Origin of the sequence: Metabacillus crassostreae, from assembly GCF_016908395.1 — a bacterium.
Taxonomy (GTDB): domain Bacteria; phylum Bacillota; class Bacilli; order Bacillales; family Bacillaceae; genus Metabacillus; species Metabacillus crassostreae.
Genome location: NZ_JAFBDU010000002.1, coordinates 553,421 through 574,531, shown reverse-complemented (window position 1 = coordinate 574,531; position 21,111 = coordinate 553,421). Strand labels below are relative to the sequence as shown.

The window sequence follows — 21,111 nt, the reverse complement described above, 5'->3', positions numbered from 1 at the left end:
TTAATAAATAACCAAAAGTCACTAAATGGGCAACAAAGATTCAGTTTGAAAGGAAGTCGATAACATGCGAATATTGCATACAGCTGATTGGCACCTTGGTAGATCTCTAGAGGGACGTAGTCGTTTGGCAGAGCAAGCTCAATTTATAGATGAACTTGTTAAAATAGTAGAAGAAGAAAAAGTTGATGCAATCTTAATGGCTGGTGATGCGTTTGATACGGTGAATCCACCTGCTGCAGCTGAACAATTATTTTATGAAGGGCTTTCACGGTTATCTGATCATGGAAAACGACCGATTGTCGTGATTGCAGGAAATCATGATAATCCAGATCGCCTTTCAGCAGCATCTCCTCTAGCTGGTAATCATTCTATCCATTTAATTGGTTACCCAATAATTGATACGATAAAGGTAGATATTCCAAGACTTGGCCAACAAATGAAGGTAGCCGCACTTGCTTATCCTTCAGAAGCGAGGCTTGAACAAGTTTTATCAGAAGAGCATGATGAGATCTTATTAAGAAATAAATATGATGAAAAAATTCGAGAGCTTTTTACGATGATGAGTAAGCAATTCAGGTCTGACACTGTGAATATTGCAATGAGTCATATTCATGTGGCAGGAGGGAGTTCAACAGATTCAGAGAGACCTATTGAAGTAGGTGGTGCATATACAGTTGCAGCAACAAGTATGCCAGAAGCAGCACAGTATGTAGCATTAGGGCATTTACATCGACCACAAAATATTAACCGTGCGAAAACCCTAACACGATATTCTGGATCACCTCTTGCTTATAGCTTTTCAGAGATTGGCTACGCAAAGTCTGTCACAATTCTCGATGCTGAGCCAAGTAAGCCAGTTGAAATGAAAGAAATACCGTTATCATCTGGTAAACCTCTTGTGAAGTGGAAGGCAACAGAAGGGATAAGTCAAGTTCATAGCTGGCTTGATGAAGGAAGAGATGCATCTGCATGGATTGACTTAGAAATTCATTTAACCTCAACACTGTCAATTGAGGAAATTCATCGCTTACGTAAGTGGCATTCAGGTTTTATTCACATTCGTCCTGTTTTTCAAAAAGAGTTAGAGGTAGCTGCTACACGACAAGCTAATTTACCTATTGATCAATTATTCTCGCAATTTTATGAAAAGCAAACAGGTGGCGCAAAGCCTGAGGATGAGCTAGTGAAATTATTTTTAGAGCTTGTTCAACAGGATGAAGAGTCAGAGGAAGGTGATGAGGGATGAAGCCAATCCAGTTAACTGTATCTGGTTTGCATAGCTTTAGAGAGAAGCAGACAATCGATTTTGACTCTCTTTGTGATGGTGGGATTTTTGGGATCTTTGGACCTACTGGAAGTGGAAAGTCATCAATTTTAGATGCTATGACTCTTGCTTTATATGGAAAAGTGGAGCGAGCGATGAATAATACACATGGCATTTTAAACCATGCAGAAGACCAGCTCACCGTTTCATTTTCATTTGAACTTGAAAATGCTTCAGCTAAAAAAAGATACGTTGTTGAACGAGTGTTCAAAAGGACAGATGATGTACGTGTGAAAACTGCGATATGTAGGTTAATAGAAGCTGGAGAAGAACATGTCGTATTAGCGGATAAAGCTGTTGACGTTAATGAAAAGGTATACGGACTCCTTGGCTTAACAATTGATGATTTCACACGTGCTGTTGTGCTTCCACAAGGTAAATTTGCAGAGTTTCTTTCATTAAAAGGTGCAGAAAGAAGACAAATGCTTCAAAGATTATTTCATTTAGAGCAATATGGTGATCAGCTTATGAAAAAGTTAAAGAAGCGAGTTACAGTAACAAGAATTGCTCGTAATGAGCTTGAAGCTGAAAAAACAGGTTTAGGAAATGCATCTTCTACAGCGGTAGAGGAGGCAAAGAAACAATTAAATGATGCAGAAGTGTTATTACAAAAACGTAATAAAGAATTTGAGAGTGTAACAAAGGAATTCGAAGATAAGAAAGCGTTATGGGAGCTCCAGCAGCAAAAGGTAGAATTTGAAAAGGAAAAAGTGAATTTAATAAAAGAAGAAGATAGAATTGAAGATTTACAAAAGCAGCTAAAAAAGGCAGATGAAGCAGAAACATTACGACCTTATGCTGAAGCATTACAAGAGCTTAGAAAAGAAAAACAAGAAGCTGAGGTTAATCTTGAGGTCGTAAAGAAGAAATATAGTGAAATAAAACAGCAATATGATCAAATAAGCCAAGATTATGAAAAGGTACGTAAAGAAAAAGCTGAGCAAGAGCCAAATTTAGTAGCAAAGCGAGAGAAGCTTGTTTCATTGAAAAAGGTGGAGTTAGATCTGCAAAATGATCAGAAGCTGCTAGAGGAGCTTCAAAATAAACATTACCTTTTACAAAAAAAGCGTGAAGAAAGTCAATCTTTATTAAAGAAGGCAGAGCAGTTTGTTGAAAAAGCAGTAAGCAAGCAGCAGCTACTACAAGAAGAACAAAAAACAAAGCTTGTAACAGCAAAAGAACGTGAACAGTTACGTGCTGCAATTGAAGCGAAGCAAAATGTGTTTCAAAGTAAACAACAATATAATGAAACAACAGAATTTTTACACTCAAAATCAAAAACATTGGATAACGAAAAACATAAAAAACAGCTTATTGAAGCCGAACTAATAAAAAGCCAAAATCAGCTTAAACTTGAATATAAAAGGTTAAATAATCTTTACTTTCAAGTTGCAGAATATGAAAAACAGTATAAGCAATATATTGCTTTTGCAAAACAACGAATTGAAGAAGCTGTAGAAAAGGAGGAGATTGAAAAAAGTAAAAAACTTGCTTTTGAGCTTGTGAAGCAGCTAGAGGATGGGGCACCATGTCCAGTTTGTGGATCATGCGATCATCCTAGTCCTATTCATTTTGACGCACAAGAACAGAATACTAATGAAGTAACAGCTTCACAACTTAAGCAACAATTAGAACAACTACAAAGCATGAGTAATGAAACACAAACAATTCAATTGAAGGCAGAAAGCTTATCACAGCAGCTTGTATCTGACTTTACTTTTGTAGAGAACATACAGCAAGAGGAAATTCATGTTAAAGAGCTTGTGTCAAATGACAATGATATCACAATTATTGCGGTCTATCAGATTTTTAAGTCTGAATTTAAAGCAATGACTCAAGACTTTCTTGAAATTAAGGCAGCTACTGAAAGAGATGTTAAGCAGTTAAGAGAATTAAAACAGGAAGAGTTAAAAATCAGTAATTTCATTTCTACAGCTAGTGTTGATGTTAACGAGTGGACTGATAAACAAAAACAAAATAAACAAAAATATGAACAATCCAAGACGTACTATGAAGAACATTTTTCTTCAATTCCAATTGATAACCTTGAGCAGTACCAAAAGGAAATCATAACGAAAGATGAAGAATATGAACAATTAAATGAACGAATTCAAAAAAGCTTTGCGTTTATAGAAGAGCAACAAGCAATGGTTAAAGCTCAAGAAAAATCGGGTCAACAGCTTTCAGAAGAACAAATCGGGTTAAAAACAACGATTGATAACCGGAAGCTTTTAATAAACGAAAAACATGAAAAGCTTAAAGAATTTATAACAGATAATGCTAACACCTCAATATCTACGCTGATTGAGTTTATTAATACAAAGATTAAAAACTTAACAGATCGTGAAAATAATCTGTATCAGGAAATGCAGAAGATCACTAATATGCTACATCATGTTCAAAGTGATCTTGCAACAAATGAAAAAACATATGAACGAGCAACTAGTAAGACTTTAGAAGCTGAACAAAAGTGGACAACATTCTGTGAAAAAACATCTTTTAATACGATTGAAGAAACATTAACCTCTCTTTTAACAGAAACTAATAGGCAACAAATGAAAGCTGAGATTGAAACATATCTGGATAAAATGAAGCAGCTTAACACAGACTTAAATCGTATAATGGAAAAGCTGTCTAATAAAGAGGTCACATTAGAAGCTTGGAATATAATCCAGCAAGTTAAGTCTGAAGCTAAAACAATGGTTGAGGAAGCTGTTGCAAATAAAGGTGCTGCTACTAACGCATTACAAGAGCTGTTAGATAAGCATGAACGCTTCACTGCGATTGAAACAGCACAAAAAGAATTAGATGATATGCTGCAAAAATTAGAAAAATTAACAACGGTCTTTAAAGGTAATAGTTTTGTTGAATATGTAGCAGAAGAACAGCTACAGCAGGTGAGCAGAGATGCTTCAGAACGTTTAAGCTTATTAACAAGAGGAAGATATGCGATAGAAGTTGACTCACAAGGCGGATTTATTATGAGAGATGATGCAAACGGAGGTGTTAGAAGACCTGTTTCTTCATTGTCAGGTGGAGAGACATTTTTAACATCACTTGCATTAGCATTGTCTTTATCAACACAAATCCAACTTCGTGGCGAATATCCACTTCAATTTTTCTTCTTAGACGAAGGTTTTGGAACGTTGGATGTGGAATTGCTGGACACAGTGATCACTGCTCTTGAGAAGCTTCAGGCACAAAATCTATCTGTAGGAATCATCAGTCATGTTCAAGAATTAAGAGCAAGATTACAAAGAAAATTAATTGTTGAACCAGCTGAGCCATCAGGAAAAGGATCATCTGTTTACTTAGAATCCTTGTAATAGCATGATTTCTGAATAGTTAAGTAACAGAAACACTTAAAAAGAAACCTGTAAGGTACTATATAACAAACTAGAGGATTGTCACAATGTCAAAAAAACAAATCGGTAGATGTGAGCTTTGTGGTAGAGAGGAAGTTGAAACAACAATCCATCACCTAACACCAAAAGAAATGGGTGGGGCATTTTTACCAACTGCCAAGCTATGTATTCCTTGTCATAAACAAATTCATGCCTTATATATGAATGACGAATTAGCTGCAAGACTGTCCACTATCGATGAGTTAAAACAAGATGAAAAACTTAAAAGCTTTGTGAAATGGATTCGCAAGCAGCCCTCAAGTAAATTGGTTCAAATCAGGAAATCTAAAGAGCGAAAACAAAGAGGTCGATAAATTGGTTTTTTGATATGTGTAATAACTTTAGTGTGATTCATTATGAGTGCTGTTTATGTTTAAAGTGTAGAACAAGACACTTAATGCCTATGGATGCATTAGGAATTGACTAAAACTCAGATCATAGGGTAAATTGCTTGATGCATTTTGTGAATAGAGTAATATGGATTGGTTTTTGAACTAACTAAAAAGAAAAACAAGAGGCTGGGACATAATTAAAGAAATCATTCAAAAAGACGAATAAATCTAAATTGAGTAAAGCTGAAAGAAACAAGTTCGTTCCATTGCGCTGCAGACACTCCATTCGCCGGGGAGGAAGCTGAGCCTCCTCGGCGAGCCTGCGGGGTCTCAGCCTTTCCTCAATTCCCGTAGGTGCCCGAGTGTCTTCCGCTCCATTACACTAGTTCTTAAAAATAGTATGTAAAATCAAAAAACTGCAAATAAAAACCCAAACTATTAGGCGAATGTTTAATTGACATATCACATAATAATTCGGGTTTTTCATTAGCTTAAATACTTATGTGCCATCCTCTTGTTACTGTTTTAATTATTTGCGATCATATTTTGATCTGTTACATCAGGATCGACCAAATTTGTTGCACTAACACCGTTGTTAATAATATGGAAGTCTCCTGTGCTTCCACCACCAGAGCCTGAGGCACTTTTCGATTGACTTTTCGGAGATAAATAAAAGGTATCTCCAAAATTAACGACGCCTCCACCTACACTGTTAATTTTTATTGGACCTACAATAGCTGGCATAAAAAACATCCTTTTTATTTCTCTAGTACTTTACTTTATGCGAAGTAATTTATGATTGTTCGTCATTTATAGGAAAATAGACAATCCATATAAATTTCATAAATATGGTCACTTTTTTAGCTGACGTATATTTTTTACCCGTGTTTCACAAATAATATCCTTTGTTGACCCAATTTGAAAAACAGCGGAACTTGATATGGCGATTACCTTTACATTAGACACGCTTATTCGTGGATTTTCATGAAAAAAGTTCGTCACAACTTCTTCATAGAATTGAGGTTGTGGAATTTCCTCCTCAAAGATTGGATACTCAGAAAGATCTCCTTCGTCTCCCAAAAAGCGTTCTTCCTCACGTTGTATGGCTAAAACCTTTGCAGTTGGAGTAATCTGCTGTGAATCCCCTATATTAAAAACAGAACTAATTCCGATCGAATTAACATATGCAGATGCTACTTGTGAGTATCGGCTGATCATTGCGGTGCCAACGGTACCAAAGGACCAATGATTAGGGATTCAGGTGGTGTATCAAATACAGAGGAAAGCGAAATTGTATTTGTATCACCAATTAAAAAAACCGATGAACTAGATACCCCAGTTACTCGAATAGCACCTACTTGAATATCCTTATTTACAACTGTGAAATTCACGTATATCACCCTTGTAGAAAAGTTTTATTTTGTATCCTTAGGAAAGTGTTGTAAAAAGTGTTGAATGGAATTTTCAACATCTTGTTTTACTTTAGAAAGGATTTCCTGTTTTTTCTCTAGTAATGAATCTTGTTCTGTAAGTGGTTGACCGTTAATGTAATATTGGATACGGCTATCTATCTGTTTTCTAATATCCTCAATAATATGTTTACGATGTGGATCGTCTAAGCTTAAACCATAATGTTTTTCCGCTTGTTGAATAAATCCAGCACAATCTTGATTTAAGAATTGATTAACATCTTGACTACATTGCTTGAATAGTTGATCTCTTAGTTGTTGTTGAACTCCATTAACATTTATTCCTTTTTGCTGAACATCAAAATTATCGATTTGTTCTGGATCGGTTGGATTTAAACCTATATTTAATGTTCCGTCCAGCTGTTCGACTTTTAATTGATCAAATTTATATTCAATTCGTTCAATATTAGTGACGGGTTTATTTTTGATCCGCTCTACATCAGTGCGTAATTCTTGTATGATGTTCGTTAATTGTTGGATTTTTTTATCCTGATGCTGAACATGTTGATGAAGCTGTTGAATATATTGCAATGTATCAGCATTATAGTACATATTATTCACCCACCTTTATTCCTCGCTCAATTTACTTTATTTCATAATATGCAGAAAAAACAGATGGGTGAATGCCCATGACTTAAGCTGTAGGAGCAGCAAGAGGCACCAGAGGGTCTTCGGTGGCTTCAGTGACTACGCCTGTTGGTGTTTCTGATTCAATTTGAGGAGCTGCTTGAATAAAGCCTCCTGTATTATACAAATTTGAAAGAGGTTTAATCATTCCTGCGCTGCCTATCTGTAAAACAGAAGAGTTATTAACTGATCCAACTCTTAAATAGTTAATACAAATTGATTGATTAATATAGAAATTCATCAAATAACACTCCCTTATTCCATCAAAAGGGCTTAATGGTCGAAACAATACTAGCATAAGCTATTTCAAAAAGATTTTGTTTATAAGCTAGATAAATAGCACTGTATCAACTCAATGTGCCATTTTTAAAAATTAAAGTGTACCCTGGGTAAAAGATTCAGCAATAAATAGGTTATAAATTGCCTGCCATAGGTTGATCAACAACATCATTATCATACGTATTTGTTACAGAATTTTGATTATATATGTTTAGACCGTCACCAGTGTTAAAAGAACCTGCACCTGCGAATGTTTTAACCTCACTGTAAGGAGATATTGTAATAACATCTCCAACATGAACAATGCTACTTGTTCCGACAGAATTAACCTTAAAAGCACCGACGATAGCTGGCATGTAAAACATCCTTTTGTTTTTGGATTTAAAGCACTTTTATTGTATTTTATGAAATTAAAGTGAATATGTGTGATAATTGCTGAAAGTTGGAGTGGTTTATGAAGTTAATCGAGAAAATTAAGTGAATAAAAAAACATGCTGAGAGTAAGGAAAGGGCTATTTTACTTTATAGTAGGGCAAAAGCTAAATGTTCAATCAATCTAGTCATTTTTTAGCATTTATTTTTTTAATTTGCTTGAGTAGTAAAACATCTAGCTCCTGACTACAGCGAACAGTTTCCTTTGAGTTAAGTCCATATCTTTTTGCCATTCTTAATAATGTTTTTCGTTTTTGTTCAATTTCATTGACAATCATCGCAATCCTTCTCTCAATTTTTAAAGTTAACTATCTTGGAATATGGAACCTAATCAATTTGCTAATGCCTATAACCTAAAGTTTTAATATTCAGTTTTTAAATTGTTAATTACTTCAACATGTTGGTTGTTATTGTCCATTTTATTCATCGTCGAGGAAATTTTTCAAGAACTATGCTTTACTTGAGGTAGAATATAAAAAAGTTAAATTATATAAATTTATCTGTCTAAATTAAAGTAAACAAGCCTATTATACAATGGAATTTAAACAAAATCTTACATTCGCTAAAATAACTAAAATAATAACAAAATACTACAAAATTCAATGTTTTTCATCAGAGATTTTTTGAGAATATTAGCATTTGAAAACACTAGTGTAATGTAGCTGAAGACAATGAGATATGTTTGAAAGGAATTATATAGACAATCAAAAACAGTATCCAATAGAGATAAAAGTGATATTATCTTTATAAATAATATCCACTTTTGAGATATGATGAGCAAGATTATAAAATAAATAATAAATATAAATAATGGAAATGGTATTTATATATTCGATTTGTGGGGTAGAGAAACATGATGATTGATGCTCATATTCATCTTGATCAATATTCAGAAGAACTTGTAGAAAGATACATTCATTCTTGGATAGAGAGTGGGGTGCAAAGTGTTGTAGCTGTATCAACAAGCCTGAAATCTAGCTATAAAACTTTAAAGCTAAAGCAAAAGTATCCAACATTTATTCGGGCAGCTATTGGACATCATCCAGAAGGTGCTCCACCATTGCAAGGAGATTTACATGAATTACTGCATCTAATAAAGAAGGAAAAGCACCTATTATCAGCTATAGGTGAGATTGGATTACCTACATATAGTAAAAAAGAATTGTATGAACTTTATCATGAAGAGGTATTTATAGAAACAATAGAGCAGTTTTTACAGCTTGCCAAAACAGAAGAACTACCAGTTGTACTGCATGCTGTACATGAAGAGTCTGAAAAGGTGCTTACTCTTCTAAAAAAGAATTATATAAGAAAAGCTCATTTTCATTGGTTGAAATCATCACAAAAGACAGCTAATGAAATAATTTGTTGTGGATATTATGTTTCTGTTACACCTGAGGTTTGCTACCGGAAGCGTGATCAAAAATTGGTCCAAATAATTCCATTAGATCAACTGCTAATAGAAACAGATGGACCTTGGCAGTTTAATGAAAGGTTCATGGGGAGGCAAACAACTCCATTGTTTTTAGAGGATATCATAACCTGTTTATCGAATATACTATCTACCCCGAGAGAAGAATTAGGGGAAAATATCCTTAAAAATACTGAACAGCTATATGTAATCAAATAAGAGCTGCTATCTATCTAACTATTCATAATTAAAAGTGTTACTTTCTCTTTTTAATAATCTAATATGTTAGAGCTTTATTACTGAACCAAAAAATAAGGAGGGTCTCATATGAAATTTGTATCAGCAACAATTCATAATGAGTCATTTATTGGCTTGCTATATGAAAATAAGGTCATTGATTTACACAAAGCCGAAAAAGATATATTTGAAATAACATCTTTTCCTGAGACACTTTTTGAGTGTGTTGCATTAGGCGATAAATTTATCCAGGATGTTCAACAAATAGTTGATAAAATTAAAGAAGATGGATCAGAGGGTTATCTTTATCCATTGCAGGATATAAAAATTAATGCCCCAATAACAAAGCCCACAAAAAATATATATTGTGTAGGAAAAAACTATCAAGAACATGTCATTGAAATGGGGAGTGTAGAGGATATCCCTAAACATGTTATGTTGTTTTCAAAAGCACCTACAACCATCATTGGTCATGATGAGGAAATTGACCCACATCTACATATAACAAATGAACTTGATTATGAAGGAGAGCTTGCTGTTGTAATAGGCAAGAAAGGGAAGCGTATTAGGGAAGAAGATGCAATGGATTATGTTTTTGGATATACAATTGTTAATGACGTGACAGCAAGGAATTTACAAGCACAGCACAAGCAATTTTTATTAGGGAAAAGCTTAGATACTTCTTGTCCGATGGGGCCATATCTTGTTCATAAATCTACGATCAAAAATCCATATCAGCTTTCAATTAAAACGAAGGTAAATGATGAAATAAGACAAAATGGTAACACGAAGGATATGATATTTTCTATTGAACATATTATTTCGACAATATCACAGGGAACAACTTTAGAGCCTGGTGATATTATTGCAACAGGCACACCATCTGGAGTTGGAAAAGGCTTTAATCCGCCGAAGTTTCTAACCCCTGGAGATATAGTGGAAATTGAGATTGAGGAAATTGGTATTTTAAAAAATAAAATAATGGTTTAAGAAAGGACTGATTTTTTGGTCCTTTTTTTTGGTCCTTTTTTTTGGAGCTATTAAACTAAAGTATTTGAAAAAAATAAACTAAAACCTAATTAATGTCTAAATTCACTAAATATTCTTTACGAAGAAAAATTATTGTGTTAGTTTTTAATATGGTGGTATTTGGAAAAATCTATTATAAAACTTTTCTCTTTCTTCATAACACTCTACCTCTTTAGACTATCATTTTTGAACAAGGGCTCCTAGAAAGAATTCATATACACATCATCTAATAATAAGGGCTGCTTACAGTAAAAACAGCTCTATCATAATGATATGCTCCTCAAGATAAATTCATATGCTAGTAATAAAAATGACTGTTTGCAAAAATCTTAAAATAAAGAATGAAAATAGAATAAAACGGAGGAAGTAAAAATATATGGCGATGATTTTATGTGACAAAGTGAATAAACACTATGAAAACAAACATGTAGTAAAGGATTTGGATTTGACGATAAACAAAGGAGAAATTTTCGGATTATTAGGTCCAAACGGAGCTGGGAAAACAACATCAATCTCAATGATGACCTCACAAATATTACCGAGTAATGGAACAATTAAAATAAATGATTTGGATGGTATAACAAAAAGAAAAGAAATCAAAAAGATTGTTGGAATCGTTCCGCAGGATATTGCTCTTTACCCAATGTTGAATGCGATTGATAATTTGAAATTTTTCGGTGAGCTATATGGTATAAAAGGGCAGACACTAAAGGATAGGGTAAATGAATTACTTTCTTTAGTAGGTCTGGCAGAGCGAGCAAAGGAACCAATAAAAAACTATTCTGGTGGTATGAAAAGAAGAATTAATATCGCAGCTGCATTAATACATCAGCCATTAGTTGTGTTTATGGATGAACCAACAGTAGGTATAGATCCACAATCAAGAAACCAGATTTTTGACTTAATTAAACTTCTTAAAAGCCAAGGAATTACGATTGTCTATACAACACATTACATGGAAGAAGCAACAGCACTATGTGATCGAGTAGCTATAATAGATGATGGAAGTATTATTGCCTTAGGAAAAGTCGAAGAGCTTGTTTCAGATGTTTATGGTGGAGTTGTTGAATTATCAGGAGATAATCAAGAAGAAGTTAGAAAATTTGTTGATATTTTTCAAAAAGAGTCCTTTACAAAAGATATTAGATTATCAGGTAGTAAGATTGAAATGGTTGTGGAAGACATAAATAAGAATGTTGCGGAAATGCTTGAAGCTCTTAATAAGAATGACAGCAGTATAAAGATTATTAATATGATGCATCCTTCCTTAGAGACATTGTTTTTATATAAAACAGGTAAAAAGCTAAGAGATTAATAACTTAGTTAAATTATAGAAAAAGGAGATTTTTCTACTATGCAATGGTGGGCAATCGCTAAAAAAGATATAAGGATCATGTTAAAGGATCCTGGTGCAATTGTTGTGTTGTTTATGCTACCCCTAATGCTAATTACAATTATGAGCTTTGCTTTAATGCCAGTTTTTCAAGGTGGTGGTGGTGACGAAGCAATAGCTTTACCAATTGTTGATCAAGATCAAACAGAGGATTCTATAAAGTTTATCAAATTATTAGAAGATACAGAAGGCATCAGGCTTGAAACAGAAAATAATGAGGGAGATTTTACAGAAAAACAAGTGAGAAAATTGGTTAGTGATGGAGAGTATCCCTTTGCTTTAGTTATTCCAAACGAATTTGGAGAGAAAATTAAAGCTGGAGAAAAAATCGAGTTGATATCTTATGAAGATCCTGCTCAAGCAAATATGACTTCTATTATAGGAAGAGCAATTGAAGGTGTTGCTCAAGCCTTTGAAGTTGAATACATTGTCACTCGAATGGTTGAAAATCAGGTTACAAAAATTAAAGAAAATGTAACAAATGAAATTAGTAAAGTAGAAGATGGATATAAGAAATATATAGCTAACCTTACCAATCAACTAAACGCTCTTACAAACAATCAATTTGAACCTATTTCAATTGAAGTAGATGCACAGGAAGGTGGTGAACCTGATCTAACTCTTTTAAAAGAAGAGCTAGTTAACACGGCTAAACTTTCTTTAAATGATCCGAGAGTGACAATTGGAACATATTCTGCTTCAGAAGGAGATGTAGTGGAACGCCCAGACGCTTTTCAACAAAATGTACCAGGCTATACAGTTATGTATGCTTTTTTCATTATTATGTATGCAGGACGATCATTTTTAAATGAAAGAAATGATGGAACTTTTAGAAGAGTTTTATCAGCGCCTGTAGATCATTGGCAACTATTTATTGGAAAAATGATTCCAAACTATTTTATTGGAATACTTCAAGTTGTCGTGCTTTTTGCGTTTGGACACTTTGTATTTGGTATGTCACTAGGTTCATCATTTTCAGGGTTAATTTTGATAACATTAGCTCTTGTATGGGCAAGCTCCTGCTTAGGAATGTTAATTGCAGCGATATTTAAAACAGATTCTCAAATATCTGGTTGGTCTGTCTTACTTGCTCTAACCCTAGCAGCATTAGGTGGGACGATGGTTCCTTTATTCATAATGCCTGATATGATGCAGAATATCGCTCTAATCACGCCTCACGCATGGGCACTAACGGGGTATCAGGATATTTTAGTAAGAGGGTTAGGATTTAAGGATGTCATCCTTGATGGTCTCGTTTTGTTTGGATTTGGTTTTGTTTTTCTTTTCGTATCTTTATGGAAAATGAATTACGAGAAGTGAAATGAAATCAACTTAAACAGCACTTTAAAAAGTGTGTTTTAGGAATGCTGGATCCAGTGTTAATACTAGAGCTTTTAGGCTGAGTTTTCTTTTTTCTAATGAAGAGTAGCTAATCCTATTGTAATTTTCAACAAAATAGACACAACAACAAAGCATTTTATTACACTTTCTTTAAATTTCTTATAAAATCATGCTAAAATAGGGTTGGTTAAGAGAATGAAGGAGGAAGAAAATTTGATACATGCACATATTACTACATGGGTACTAGGAATTATACTGTTCTTTGTAGCATTCTCATTCTTTAAGTCTGGGAAAGAAAAGCCATTTAAAATTATTCACATGGTTTTACGATTATTCTATGTATTGATCCTTATTACGGGAATTGTTATCGTTTCAGGTGTTTATCAATTGAATGGTGAGTATATTGCTAAAATTATTTTAGGAATATGGACAATTGCTACTATGGAAATGGTCTTAGTCAAATCGAAAAAAGGGAAGCCAACAAGAATTTATTGGATTCAATTTGTTGTCGTTCTTGTACTAACAATACTATTAGGAATGAGACTTCCATTAGGGATTTTCCATTTCTAAAGGTATTTCTAGTTAACAAAAATGCCTGCTCTAGCTATGTAGAGAAGGCATTTTTTTATTTGGACAGTAAATTGTTGATAAGTAACTTTAATGAATCACCATGGTGCTAAGCATTATGATATTTTCTTCTGAAAAAGTACTTTTTATTAGATAAAAATAGAGTTTCTTCCAAATAAATATGTTAAATACAATATTCATTAAGATAAGATTCAACTTTAAGGGCCAAGAAAGGTGATTAAAAGATCATATAATTTTTCATTAGAATATCGTGTTGTTATAAAGATTTCTTGAAAGAAAACTACTTTAGGTTGAATGGAGCGGAAGTGTGAGACTCCTGTGGGAGCAGCGGGAAGGTGAGACCCCACAGGCGTTTGCGCCGAGAAGGCTCACCTCAAGCCCCACGGAAAGCGAGCAACTGAAGCGGAATTCAACGATGTAGCACACTTGGTAAATAGCCATAAATTTAAGGAAGCAGAAAGTTTAAAATGTTAGCCAGAAACGTTCATGGCTAAATCAAAATAATCCACTAATTATACTTCTTTTGCCTAAGCTTGTGGTGATTTCAAAGCGATCGGAAGAATGAACACCTCTTGTAAAATGGTGCTGAACGGCACAAATTTCTTCTTCATTATCAAATTGATAAAAAGATACGCCTTTTTTATGTACTTGATTATCTAAAAATAATAACTGGTTGTAAGAATAGATACAGTCGAAGGGTGAAAAACCTTTTGAATTAAGATGTTTTAGTAGTTTTATAAATGTTTCATCTTGAAGCTCCTTAAGCATTTCATCTAATGCAAACGGAAGACTTTTTTTTATACGAACAGTATCTCCGCAGCTTATTGAGAAAACCCCCGCCTCCGTTTTTACCTTACCTAAACCTAACCATTTACAGGATTTCCAGCCAATTGGACTAAGTATCTCTAGATGTGGCTCTTTAATTTCTTCTAATAAATGAAGCTCATCACTCATATCATCATAAATGACGTACTGATTGTTCGTTACTTCAATCAGTCCAGTTAAGTACGAACGTTCTTGATTTAATAATAGATCTGTTCGTTTATATGGACTCATGCAATTACCCTCCAGTTGAAAGTGAATATATGTGTAAAAAATGCGCTATCATCCGTTTTAGACAAAACAAGAGAAAAATATGCATAAAAAATGATATTGGACAATTCAACATTCTGTAAAAGTGGGCATAAGATACCTACATCTGTTAAAGGACATAGGCGGATAGGTAAGTATAGAAGGAAAATTTATGCTAGGGAGATGATGCTTACATGTGTGGAATTACAGGTTGGATTAATTTTAAAGGAAATATAAGTGGAGAACAAAGTACAATCAAAAAAATGGCAGAAACTTTAGCAAAAAGAGGTCCTGACGATACAAACATTTGGGGAGAAAATCATGTATTGTTTGGACATAAACGCCTAGTAGTTGTGGATCCTTCTGGTGGAGTTCAGCCTATGACTCGTTCAAAGGATGGTCATACTTATACAATTTGCTACAATGGTGAGCTTTATAATACAGAAGATATTCGTAAAGAGCTGCTGTCACGTGGATATACATTTAAAGGTCATTCTGATACTGAGGTTTTATTACAAGCTTATATTGAATGGGAAGAGGAATGTGTTCACCACTTGAATGGTATTTTTGCATTTGCTGTTTGGGATTCAACCAAAGAGAAATTGTTTATTGGAAGAGACCGTTTAGGAGTGAAACCATTATTTTATAAAGAAGAAAATGGTTCTTTAATATTTGGTTCAGAGTTGAAGGCAATATTAGCGCATCCTTCAGTTTCAGCAGTGATCGATAAAAATGGATTATCAGAAATCTTCGGTGTAGGTCCTTCAAGAACTCCTGGAGTTGGAGTGTTTAAAGGAATTGATGAACTACGTCCAGCACATGCTTTAATTTATACAAAGGATGGACTGAAGAAGTGGAGATATTGGGATGTAGAGAGTAAGCCACATGAAGAAAATGTTGATGAAACAGCAGAAAAGGTACGTTATTTATTTACTGATGCAGTAAAGCGACAACTAGTATCAGATGTACCTTTATGTACATTCCTTTCCGGTGGTGTTGATTCTAGTGCAATAACTGCAATTGCTGCTGAGCATTATAAAAATGAGGGTAAGGGAAGACTTCATACCTATTCAATAGATTATGAGGATAATGAGCAATTCTTTAAGGCAAACGAATTCCAACCAAATTCTGATGGTCCATGGATCAAAAAAATGAGTGATACATTTAATACTGTCCATCATAGTAGCGTAATAAAGCAACAAGAACTTGTTGATCACTTAATTGAGGCAACGTCTGTTCGTGATTTACCGGGTATGGCAGATGTTGATTCTTCTCTTCTATGGTTCTGTAGAGAAATTAAAAAGGAATTCGTTGTTGGTTTATCAGGTGAGTGTGCTGATGAAATATTTGGAGGATATCCTTGGTTTCATCGACCAGAGGATCTTGCAAACAAAGCATTTCCATGGATGCGATCAACGGATGAAAGAAATAGCTTGTTAAAACCAGAATGGCAGGAAAAATTAAAGCTAAATGAGTATGTTCAAGCTCGTTATCAAGATACAGTCAATGAAACACCTATTCTTGAAGGTGAATCAAAATTAGAAACGCAAAGACGTCAACTTTTCTATTTAAATATGCATTGGTTTATGACTAATTTACTTGATCGAAAAGATCGAATGAGTATGGGAGCAAGTCTTGAGGTTCGTGTACCATTTGCTGATCATCGACTTGTCGAATATGCATGGAATATCCCGTGGGATATGAAGATGCATGGAAACCGTGAAAAAGGAATCTTAAGAAAAGCGTTAGAAGGTATCCTACCGGACGAAGTATTATACCGAAAGAAGAGTCCGTATCCTAAAACACATAATCCTGAGTATACAAGACTAGTAAAAGAATGGTTACAATCACTTGTGAGTAAAAAGGATTCAATACTGCATGTCTTATTAAATGAACAAAAGCTAAACGATATTATCCAATCAGAAGGAAAAGCTTTTCAAGTACCATGGTTTGGACAATTAATGTCAGGACCACAGCTACTTGCTCATCTTGCACAAATTCATGTTTGGTTTGATAGTTATTCTATTAATTTAGATGAAAGATAAAATAGATCACAAAAAGAACTGCTCTTTAAAGGAGCGGTTCTTTTTGTTTTCATAAGAACTTGAGGGAATTACTTAAACTATATGCCTAAAAAATTCATAAAACTTGTACTTTTTACATATAAGGACATAAGTAAAATTATTTATAGTAGAAGCTAGCGTATTAACAGGTTATTAATGTTTGAGTTTTCTATAGTTACTATGTATAATGTTTGTATAATATATGTACACTTATTGGAGGGCATTCATCATGAAAAAAATGGTTGTGATTGGAGCTGGACCTGGAGGGTTAGCAGCTGCGATGATGTTAGCTAGTAAAGGGTACGATGTAGATCTATTTGAAAAACAATCATACATAGGTGGCCGAAACGCTTCTATTGAAGAACAGGGCTATACATTTGATATGGGTCCTACCTTTTTAAGTATGGTTCATATCGCTGAGGAAATTTTCCACTCTACGGGTAAGAACTTGCATGATTATGTAGATCTTATTGAACTTGAAGAGATGTACCAACTGATATTTGATGATGCTACCATTAATATGACAAGAAATGAACGAGAGATGATACAAAGATTAAATCATATAGCTCCAGGTGAAGGTGATGGCTATAAACGATTTATGGATGATACAAGAAAGAAAATGAATGCCCTAACTCCTATATTACAAAGTAAAATGGATCATTTTTATGATTATTTTAGATGGAAAGTTATTAAAGCATTACCTCAATTAACAATTTCGAAAAGTTTATATGAAGTGTTATCGAGATATTTTAAAGATGAAAGAATGAAGCTTGCTTTTACATTTCAATCGAAATATTTAGGAATGTCACCATGGGAATGTCCAGGAGCATTTTCAATCCTTTCTTATATGGAGCATGAATATGGAATTTATCATCCTAAAGGCGGAGTGAATCAGCTATCTAAAGCAATGGCAAAAGCTTTTGAAGAGCTTGGAGGGAAAATACATTTAAATAAAGGTGTGAAAAAGCTATTACTTAAAGGTAAAACAGTTACTGGGATCGAGCTTGAAAATGGCGAAAAAATTAAAGCGGATGAAGTTATTATTAATGGTGACTTTGCACATGTTATGACAAATCTTGTTGATGATGGTGTTTTAAGAAAATACTCTAAGAAAAAGCTGAAAAAGAAAAAATATTCATGTTCAACATTTATGATTTATTTGGGTTTAGATAAACAATATGATCTTCCACATCACACAATAGTGTTTGCAGAAGACTATAAAAAGAATGTTGAGGAAATAACAAAAACGTTTACGATGCCAAAAGACCCTTCTGTATATATTCAGAATGCCAGTGTAACAGATCAAACTTTAGCACCAAAAGGTCATTCAGCTTTATATATTTTAGCTCCTGTTCCTAGCAATTTAAGTCAGATAGATTGGGAAGCTCATAAGGATAGTTTTAGAGAATTAGTGTTAAAAACAATTCAAGAAAAAACTGAGTTTAAAGATATTGAGAGTCATATTAAAGTAGAAAAAATAATAACACCAAGAAATTGGGAAGAAGATATTTTTGTTTACGAAGGAGCTACATTTAATCTAGGTCATCAGCTAACACAAATGATGGTGCTAAGGCCGCATAATGAATTTGAGGAACTAAAACGCTGTTGGTTAGTTGGTGGTGGAACACATCCAGGTAGTGGTCTTCCCACGATTTTAGAATCAGCACGAATCACTACAAATGCAATTGAAAAGCAAGCTAATCATAATATAAAGCATGTGAATATGCACGTGGATTTGAGGGATGCGAAATGAGATCAGTTGTTGTTGGTGGAGGGATTGGTGGATTAGTGTCAGCTCTCCTTTTAAATAAAAAGGGTTATGATGTTACAATATTAGAACAACGAGATAGATTAGGTGGCAGACTTTCTTATGTTGAACAAGATGATTTTAAAATTGATGAAGGTCCAACAATTGTGCTTTTACCACACATGCTTACAAGTATTTTACAAGAAGCAGGTGTACCGCCTGAGAAGTATGAGCTCATACAAATTGATCCGTTATATTCAATCCATTTTAAAGATGGATCAACATATGAAAAATACACTGATCGTTCAAAACAGCTTAATGAGCTAGAGCGACTTTATCCTAATGAAAAGCAAGGATTTATAAAATTTATGAGTGATATGGATATTCGGTTCGAGCAGGGAATGTCATCATTTATTAAAAGGTCCTTTTCTAGCAAAAGAGATTTTTGGACAAAGAAAAATATTAAAACATTAGTAAAACTTAAGGCATATCGGACAGTCTATCAATCATTAAAAACATATTTTCAAGAAGAAAATATGCGCTTAGCATACTCACTTCAATCTCTTTATATAGGTGGTAATCCCTATGAATCCCCTGCTTTATATTCTCTGATTTCATATAGTGAGCATAAACATGGAATCTATTATCTTAAAGGTGGTTATGCTCACTTAGTAGATGTTTTGAAAGAAGAGCTTGATAGAAGAGGTATTAAGGTACAATTAAATTCAAAAGTAACATCACTCTCTACCGAAGGTGACAAAGCAACAGGTCTTTATGTAAATGACGAGTATGTAAGTGCCGACCAGATCATTTTAAATGGGGATTTTCCTGTTATGTCTAAACTGCTAGATACAAAGAAACCGCCAGAAGATAAATATACACCTTCATCAAGCTGTGTATTGCTTTATTTTGGATTAGATAAAGTCTATGAAAATACTCCTGTTCATCAATTTTTCATGAGTGGTGATTTTGCAAACCACATGAAGGAAGTTTTTGAGAAAAAGGTTGTACCATCAGATCCATCGTTTTACTCATTCCATCCATCTGTTATTGATTCAAGTCTTGCGCCAGATGGGAAAGGAGTCTTATATACTCTTGTCCCAGTACCATCGGGTACTCATATTAACTGGTCAAATCAAGAAGACTTTATTGAGAAAATTATTGATGAGTTAGAGGAAAGAGGCTTTCCAAATTTAAGAAATCATATTGTTTGGAAAAAGGTTAAAAAACCTAATATGGCTGAAAAAGAGGGACTATTTCAAGGCGGAAGCTTTGGAATTGCACCAATTTTATTTCAATCCGGTGTTTTTCGTCCTCAGGCTAAACCATCTTCTTACAAAAATGTATATGCAGTAGGTGCATCTGTTCATCCCGGTGGTGGAATTCCAATTGTCATGCAAGGAGCAAAAATAATGGTTGATGCTGTACAAAATGATCATAAACAGGAGGCGGAAAAATGGCTAATATAGAAAATGCATATATGCAATGTGAAAGGGTAATAAAACATCACTCTAAAACTTTTTATAAGGCATTTTCCTTATTGCCAGAGAAGAAAAAGAAAGCGGTTTGGGCTGTTTATGCGTTTTGTCGAATTGTTGATGACATCGTTGATGAAGGCTCTTCACCTCAAAAGGAATTAGCACTTTTTGAAGAAGATTTTCATTTGTTTTTAAGCGGTACAATTCCACAGGGAGAATATCATTTTATGTGGCTCGCATTGCATGATGTGTCTATTCATTATAATCTTCAAAAAGATGCATTTTTAGATATGATTACAGGGCAGCGAATGGATCTTGTGAAAACACGCTATAATACAACTGATGAAGTTCTTACTTATTCCTATCATGTAGCAAGCTCAGTTGGATTAATGCTTTTACCTATACTGGCACCACAAAAAATCGAAGCTCTACGTGAAGGTGCTATTTCACTTGGACTTGGAATGCAATTAACAAATATTTTACGCGATATAGGTGATGATTTAGGACGGAATCGAATTTATTTACCGAAGGAATTAATGGATTATTATCAATATAGTGAAGAAGATCTACGAAGAGGCCTAGTTAATTCATCATTTGTTAAGATATGGGAACATCTTGCGAATGAAGCTGAGCTACACTATCAAAAAGCTCTCAAAACAATGAATGAATATCCATTATCATCACGAACTCCTGTTAAGGCTTCAGCTTTATTTTATGGAGAAATATTAACGAAGATTAGGAAGAAACAATATAAAGTATTTAATGAAAAGCAATACGTTAGTAATGAAGAAAAAACAATTATTCTCTCAAAGATATCTGGATGAAAAACCCTTACGCATAAAAGCTCTTACTATGACGAGTTATGCGTAAGGTTTATTGTATTGTT

At 34.0% G+C, this 21,111-nt stretch carries 20 protein-coding genes; 12 read left to right on the top strand and 8 right to left on the bottom strand.

The genetic code is table 11. From position 1 onward, the window contains the following. The first annotated feature begins 64 nt into the window (after window positions 1–64). The 3 genes from JOC75_RS10375 to JOC75_RS10365 all read left to right on the top strand — a co-directional run bounded on the left by JOC75_RS10375 (window position 65) and on the right by JOC75_RS10365 (window position 5,042). On the top strand, window positions 65–1,246 hold the full coding sequence (locus JOC75_RS10375) for an exonuclease SbcCD subunit D (protein ID WP_204953974.1): 1,182 nt from the start codon (window positions 65–67) through the stop codon (window positions 1,244–1,246). After that, a complete protein-coding gene (locus JOC75_RS10370) occupies window positions 1,243–4,650 on the top strand; it encodes an AAA family ATPase (RefSeq protein WP_204953973.1) in 3,408 nt (1,135 codons plus the stop codon). Before JOC75_RS10375 ends, JOC75_RS10370 begins: the two co-directional genes overlap by 4 nt. Window positions 4,651–4,736: 86 nt before the next feature. Next, window positions 4,737–5,042, top strand: coding sequence for an HNH endonuclease (locus tag JOC75_RS10365; protein WP_204953972.1), 306 nt, complete (start codon window positions 4,737–4,739; stop codon window positions 5,040–5,042). A 543-nt stretch (window positions 5,043–5,585) separates the two neighbouring features. Here JOC75_RS10365 and JOC75_RS10360 read toward each other — a convergent pair. From JOC75_RS10360 to JOC75_RS10330, 7 genes are all read right to left on the bottom strand, one after another. Then, on the bottom strand, window positions 5,586–5,804 hold the full coding sequence (locus JOC75_RS10360; protein ID WP_204953971.1) for a spore germination protein: 219 nt from the start codon (window positions 5,802–5,804) through the stop codon (window positions 5,586–5,588). 108 nt (window positions 5,805–5,912) lie between these two features. Further along, window positions 5,913–6,278, bottom strand: a complete 366-nt coding sequence (locus JOC75_RS10355) for a spore germination protein GerPE (protein WP_204953970.1) — start codon at window positions 6,276–6,278, stop codon at window positions 5,913–5,915. Beyond that, window positions 6,275–6,451, bottom strand: coding sequence for a spore gernimation protein GerPD (locus JOC75_RS10350; RefSeq protein ID WP_204953969.1), 177 nt, complete (start codon window positions 6,449–6,451; stop codon window positions 6,275–6,277). The genes JOC75_RS10355 and JOC75_RS10350 overlap by 4 nt, the downstream gene beginning before the upstream one ends. Window positions 6,452–6,475: 24 nt before the next feature. Beyond that, the gene (gerPC, locus tag JOC75_RS10345; protein WP_204953968.1) at window positions 6,476–7,081 is read right to left on the bottom strand and encodes a spore germination protein GerPC; all 606 of its coding nucleotides are present in this window, start codon (window positions 7,079–7,081) and stop codon (window positions 6,476–6,478) included. Between the two features lie 82 nt (window positions 7,082–7,163). After that, the gene (locus JOC75_RS10340; RefSeq protein WP_204953967.1) at window positions 7,164–7,397 is read right to left on the bottom strand and encodes a spore germination protein GerPB; all 234 of its coding nucleotides are present in this window, start codon (window positions 7,395–7,397) and stop codon (window positions 7,164–7,166) included. Between the two features lie 172 nt (window positions 7,398–7,569). After that, window positions 7,570–7,791, bottom strand: coding sequence for a spore germination protein (locus JOC75_RS10335; RefSeq protein WP_121664681.1), 222 nt, complete (start codon window positions 7,789–7,791; stop codon window positions 7,570–7,572). 204 nt (window positions 7,792–7,995) lie between these two features. Then, window positions 7,996–8,145: an aspartyl-phosphate phosphatase Spo0E family protein gene (locus JOC75_RS10330; RefSeq protein WP_204953966.1), complete on the bottom strand. Its 150-nt coding sequence runs from the start codon at window positions 8,143–8,145 to the stop codon at window positions 7,996–7,998. 575 nt (window positions 8,146–8,720) lie between these two features. Between JOC75_RS10330 and JOC75_RS10325 the strand changes: the two genes are divergently transcribed. The 5 genes from JOC75_RS10325 (at window position 8,721) to JOC75_RS10305 (ending at window position 13,848) form a co-directional block, all read left to right on the top strand. Continuing rightward, window positions 8,721–9,497: a TatD family hydrolase gene (locus tag JOC75_RS10325; protein ID WP_239589398.1), complete on the top strand. Its 777-nt coding sequence runs from the start codon at window positions 8,721–8,723 to the stop codon at window positions 9,495–9,497. Between the two features lie 108 nt (window positions 9,498–9,605). After that, the gene (locus JOC75_RS10320) at window positions 9,606–10,505 is read left to right on the top strand and encodes a fumarylacetoacetate hydrolase family protein (RefSeq protein ID WP_204953965.1); all 900 of its coding nucleotides are present in this window, start codon (window positions 9,606–9,608) and stop codon (window positions 10,503–10,505) included. 415 nt (window positions 10,506–10,920) lie between these two features. After that, window positions 10,921–11,859 carry an ABC transporter ATP-binding protein gene (locus tag JOC75_RS10315; protein ID WP_204953964.1) on the top strand — a complete coding sequence of 313 codons (939 nt, stop codon included), beginning with the start codon at window positions 10,921–10,923 and terminating at the stop codon, window positions 11,857–11,859. Window positions 11,860–11,898: 39 nt separating this feature from the next. After that, on the top strand, window positions 11,899–13,257 hold the full coding sequence (locus JOC75_RS10310; protein WP_204953963.1) for an ABC transporter permease: 1,359 nt from the start codon (window positions 11,899–11,901) through the stop codon (window positions 13,255–13,257). Window positions 13,258–13,491: 234 nt separating this feature from the next. Beyond that, a complete protein-coding gene (locus JOC75_RS10305; RefSeq protein ID WP_204953962.1) occupies window positions 13,492–13,848 on the top strand; it encodes a YisL family protein in 357 nt (118 codons plus the stop codon). Window positions 13,849–14,361: 513 nt separating this feature from the next. Here JOC75_RS10305 and JOC75_RS10300 read toward each other — a convergent pair. Beyond that, a complete protein-coding gene (locus tag JOC75_RS10300) occupies window positions 14,362–14,922 on the bottom strand; it encodes a DUF2777 family protein (RefSeq protein ID WP_204953961.1) in 561 nt (186 codons plus the stop codon). 209 nt (window positions 14,923–15,131) lie between these two features. Here JOC75_RS10300 and asnB point away from each other — a divergent pair, with 209 nt between their 5' ends. The 4 genes from asnB to JOC75_RS10280 all read left to right on the top strand — a co-directional run bounded on the left by asnB (window position 15,132) and on the right by JOC75_RS10280 (window position 21,049). Next, window positions 15,132–16,982, top strand: coding sequence for an asparagine synthase (glutamine-hydrolyzing) (gene asnB, locus JOC75_RS10295; protein WP_204953960.1), 1,851 nt, complete (start codon window positions 15,132–15,134; stop codon window positions 16,980–16,982). Window positions 16,983–17,229: 247 nt separating this feature from the next. Continuing rightward, window positions 17,230–18,753, top strand: a complete 1,524-nt coding sequence (locus tag JOC75_RS10290) for a phytoene desaturase family protein (RefSeq protein WP_204953959.1) — start codon at window positions 17,230–17,232, stop codon at window positions 18,751–18,753. Beyond that, window positions 18,750–20,216, top strand: a complete 1,467-nt coding sequence (locus tag JOC75_RS10285; RefSeq protein ID WP_204953958.1) for a phytoene desaturase family protein — start codon at window positions 18,750–18,752, stop codon at window positions 20,214–20,216. Before JOC75_RS10290 ends, JOC75_RS10285 begins: the two co-directional genes overlap by 4 nt. Beyond that, window positions 20,204–21,049, top strand: coding sequence for a phytoene/squalene synthase family protein (locus JOC75_RS10280; protein WP_204953957.1), 846 nt, complete (start codon window positions 20,204–20,206; stop codon window positions 21,047–21,049). The genes JOC75_RS10285 and JOC75_RS10280 overlap by 13 nt, the downstream gene beginning before the upstream one ends. Window positions 21,050–21,111 lie beyond the last annotated feature (62 nt).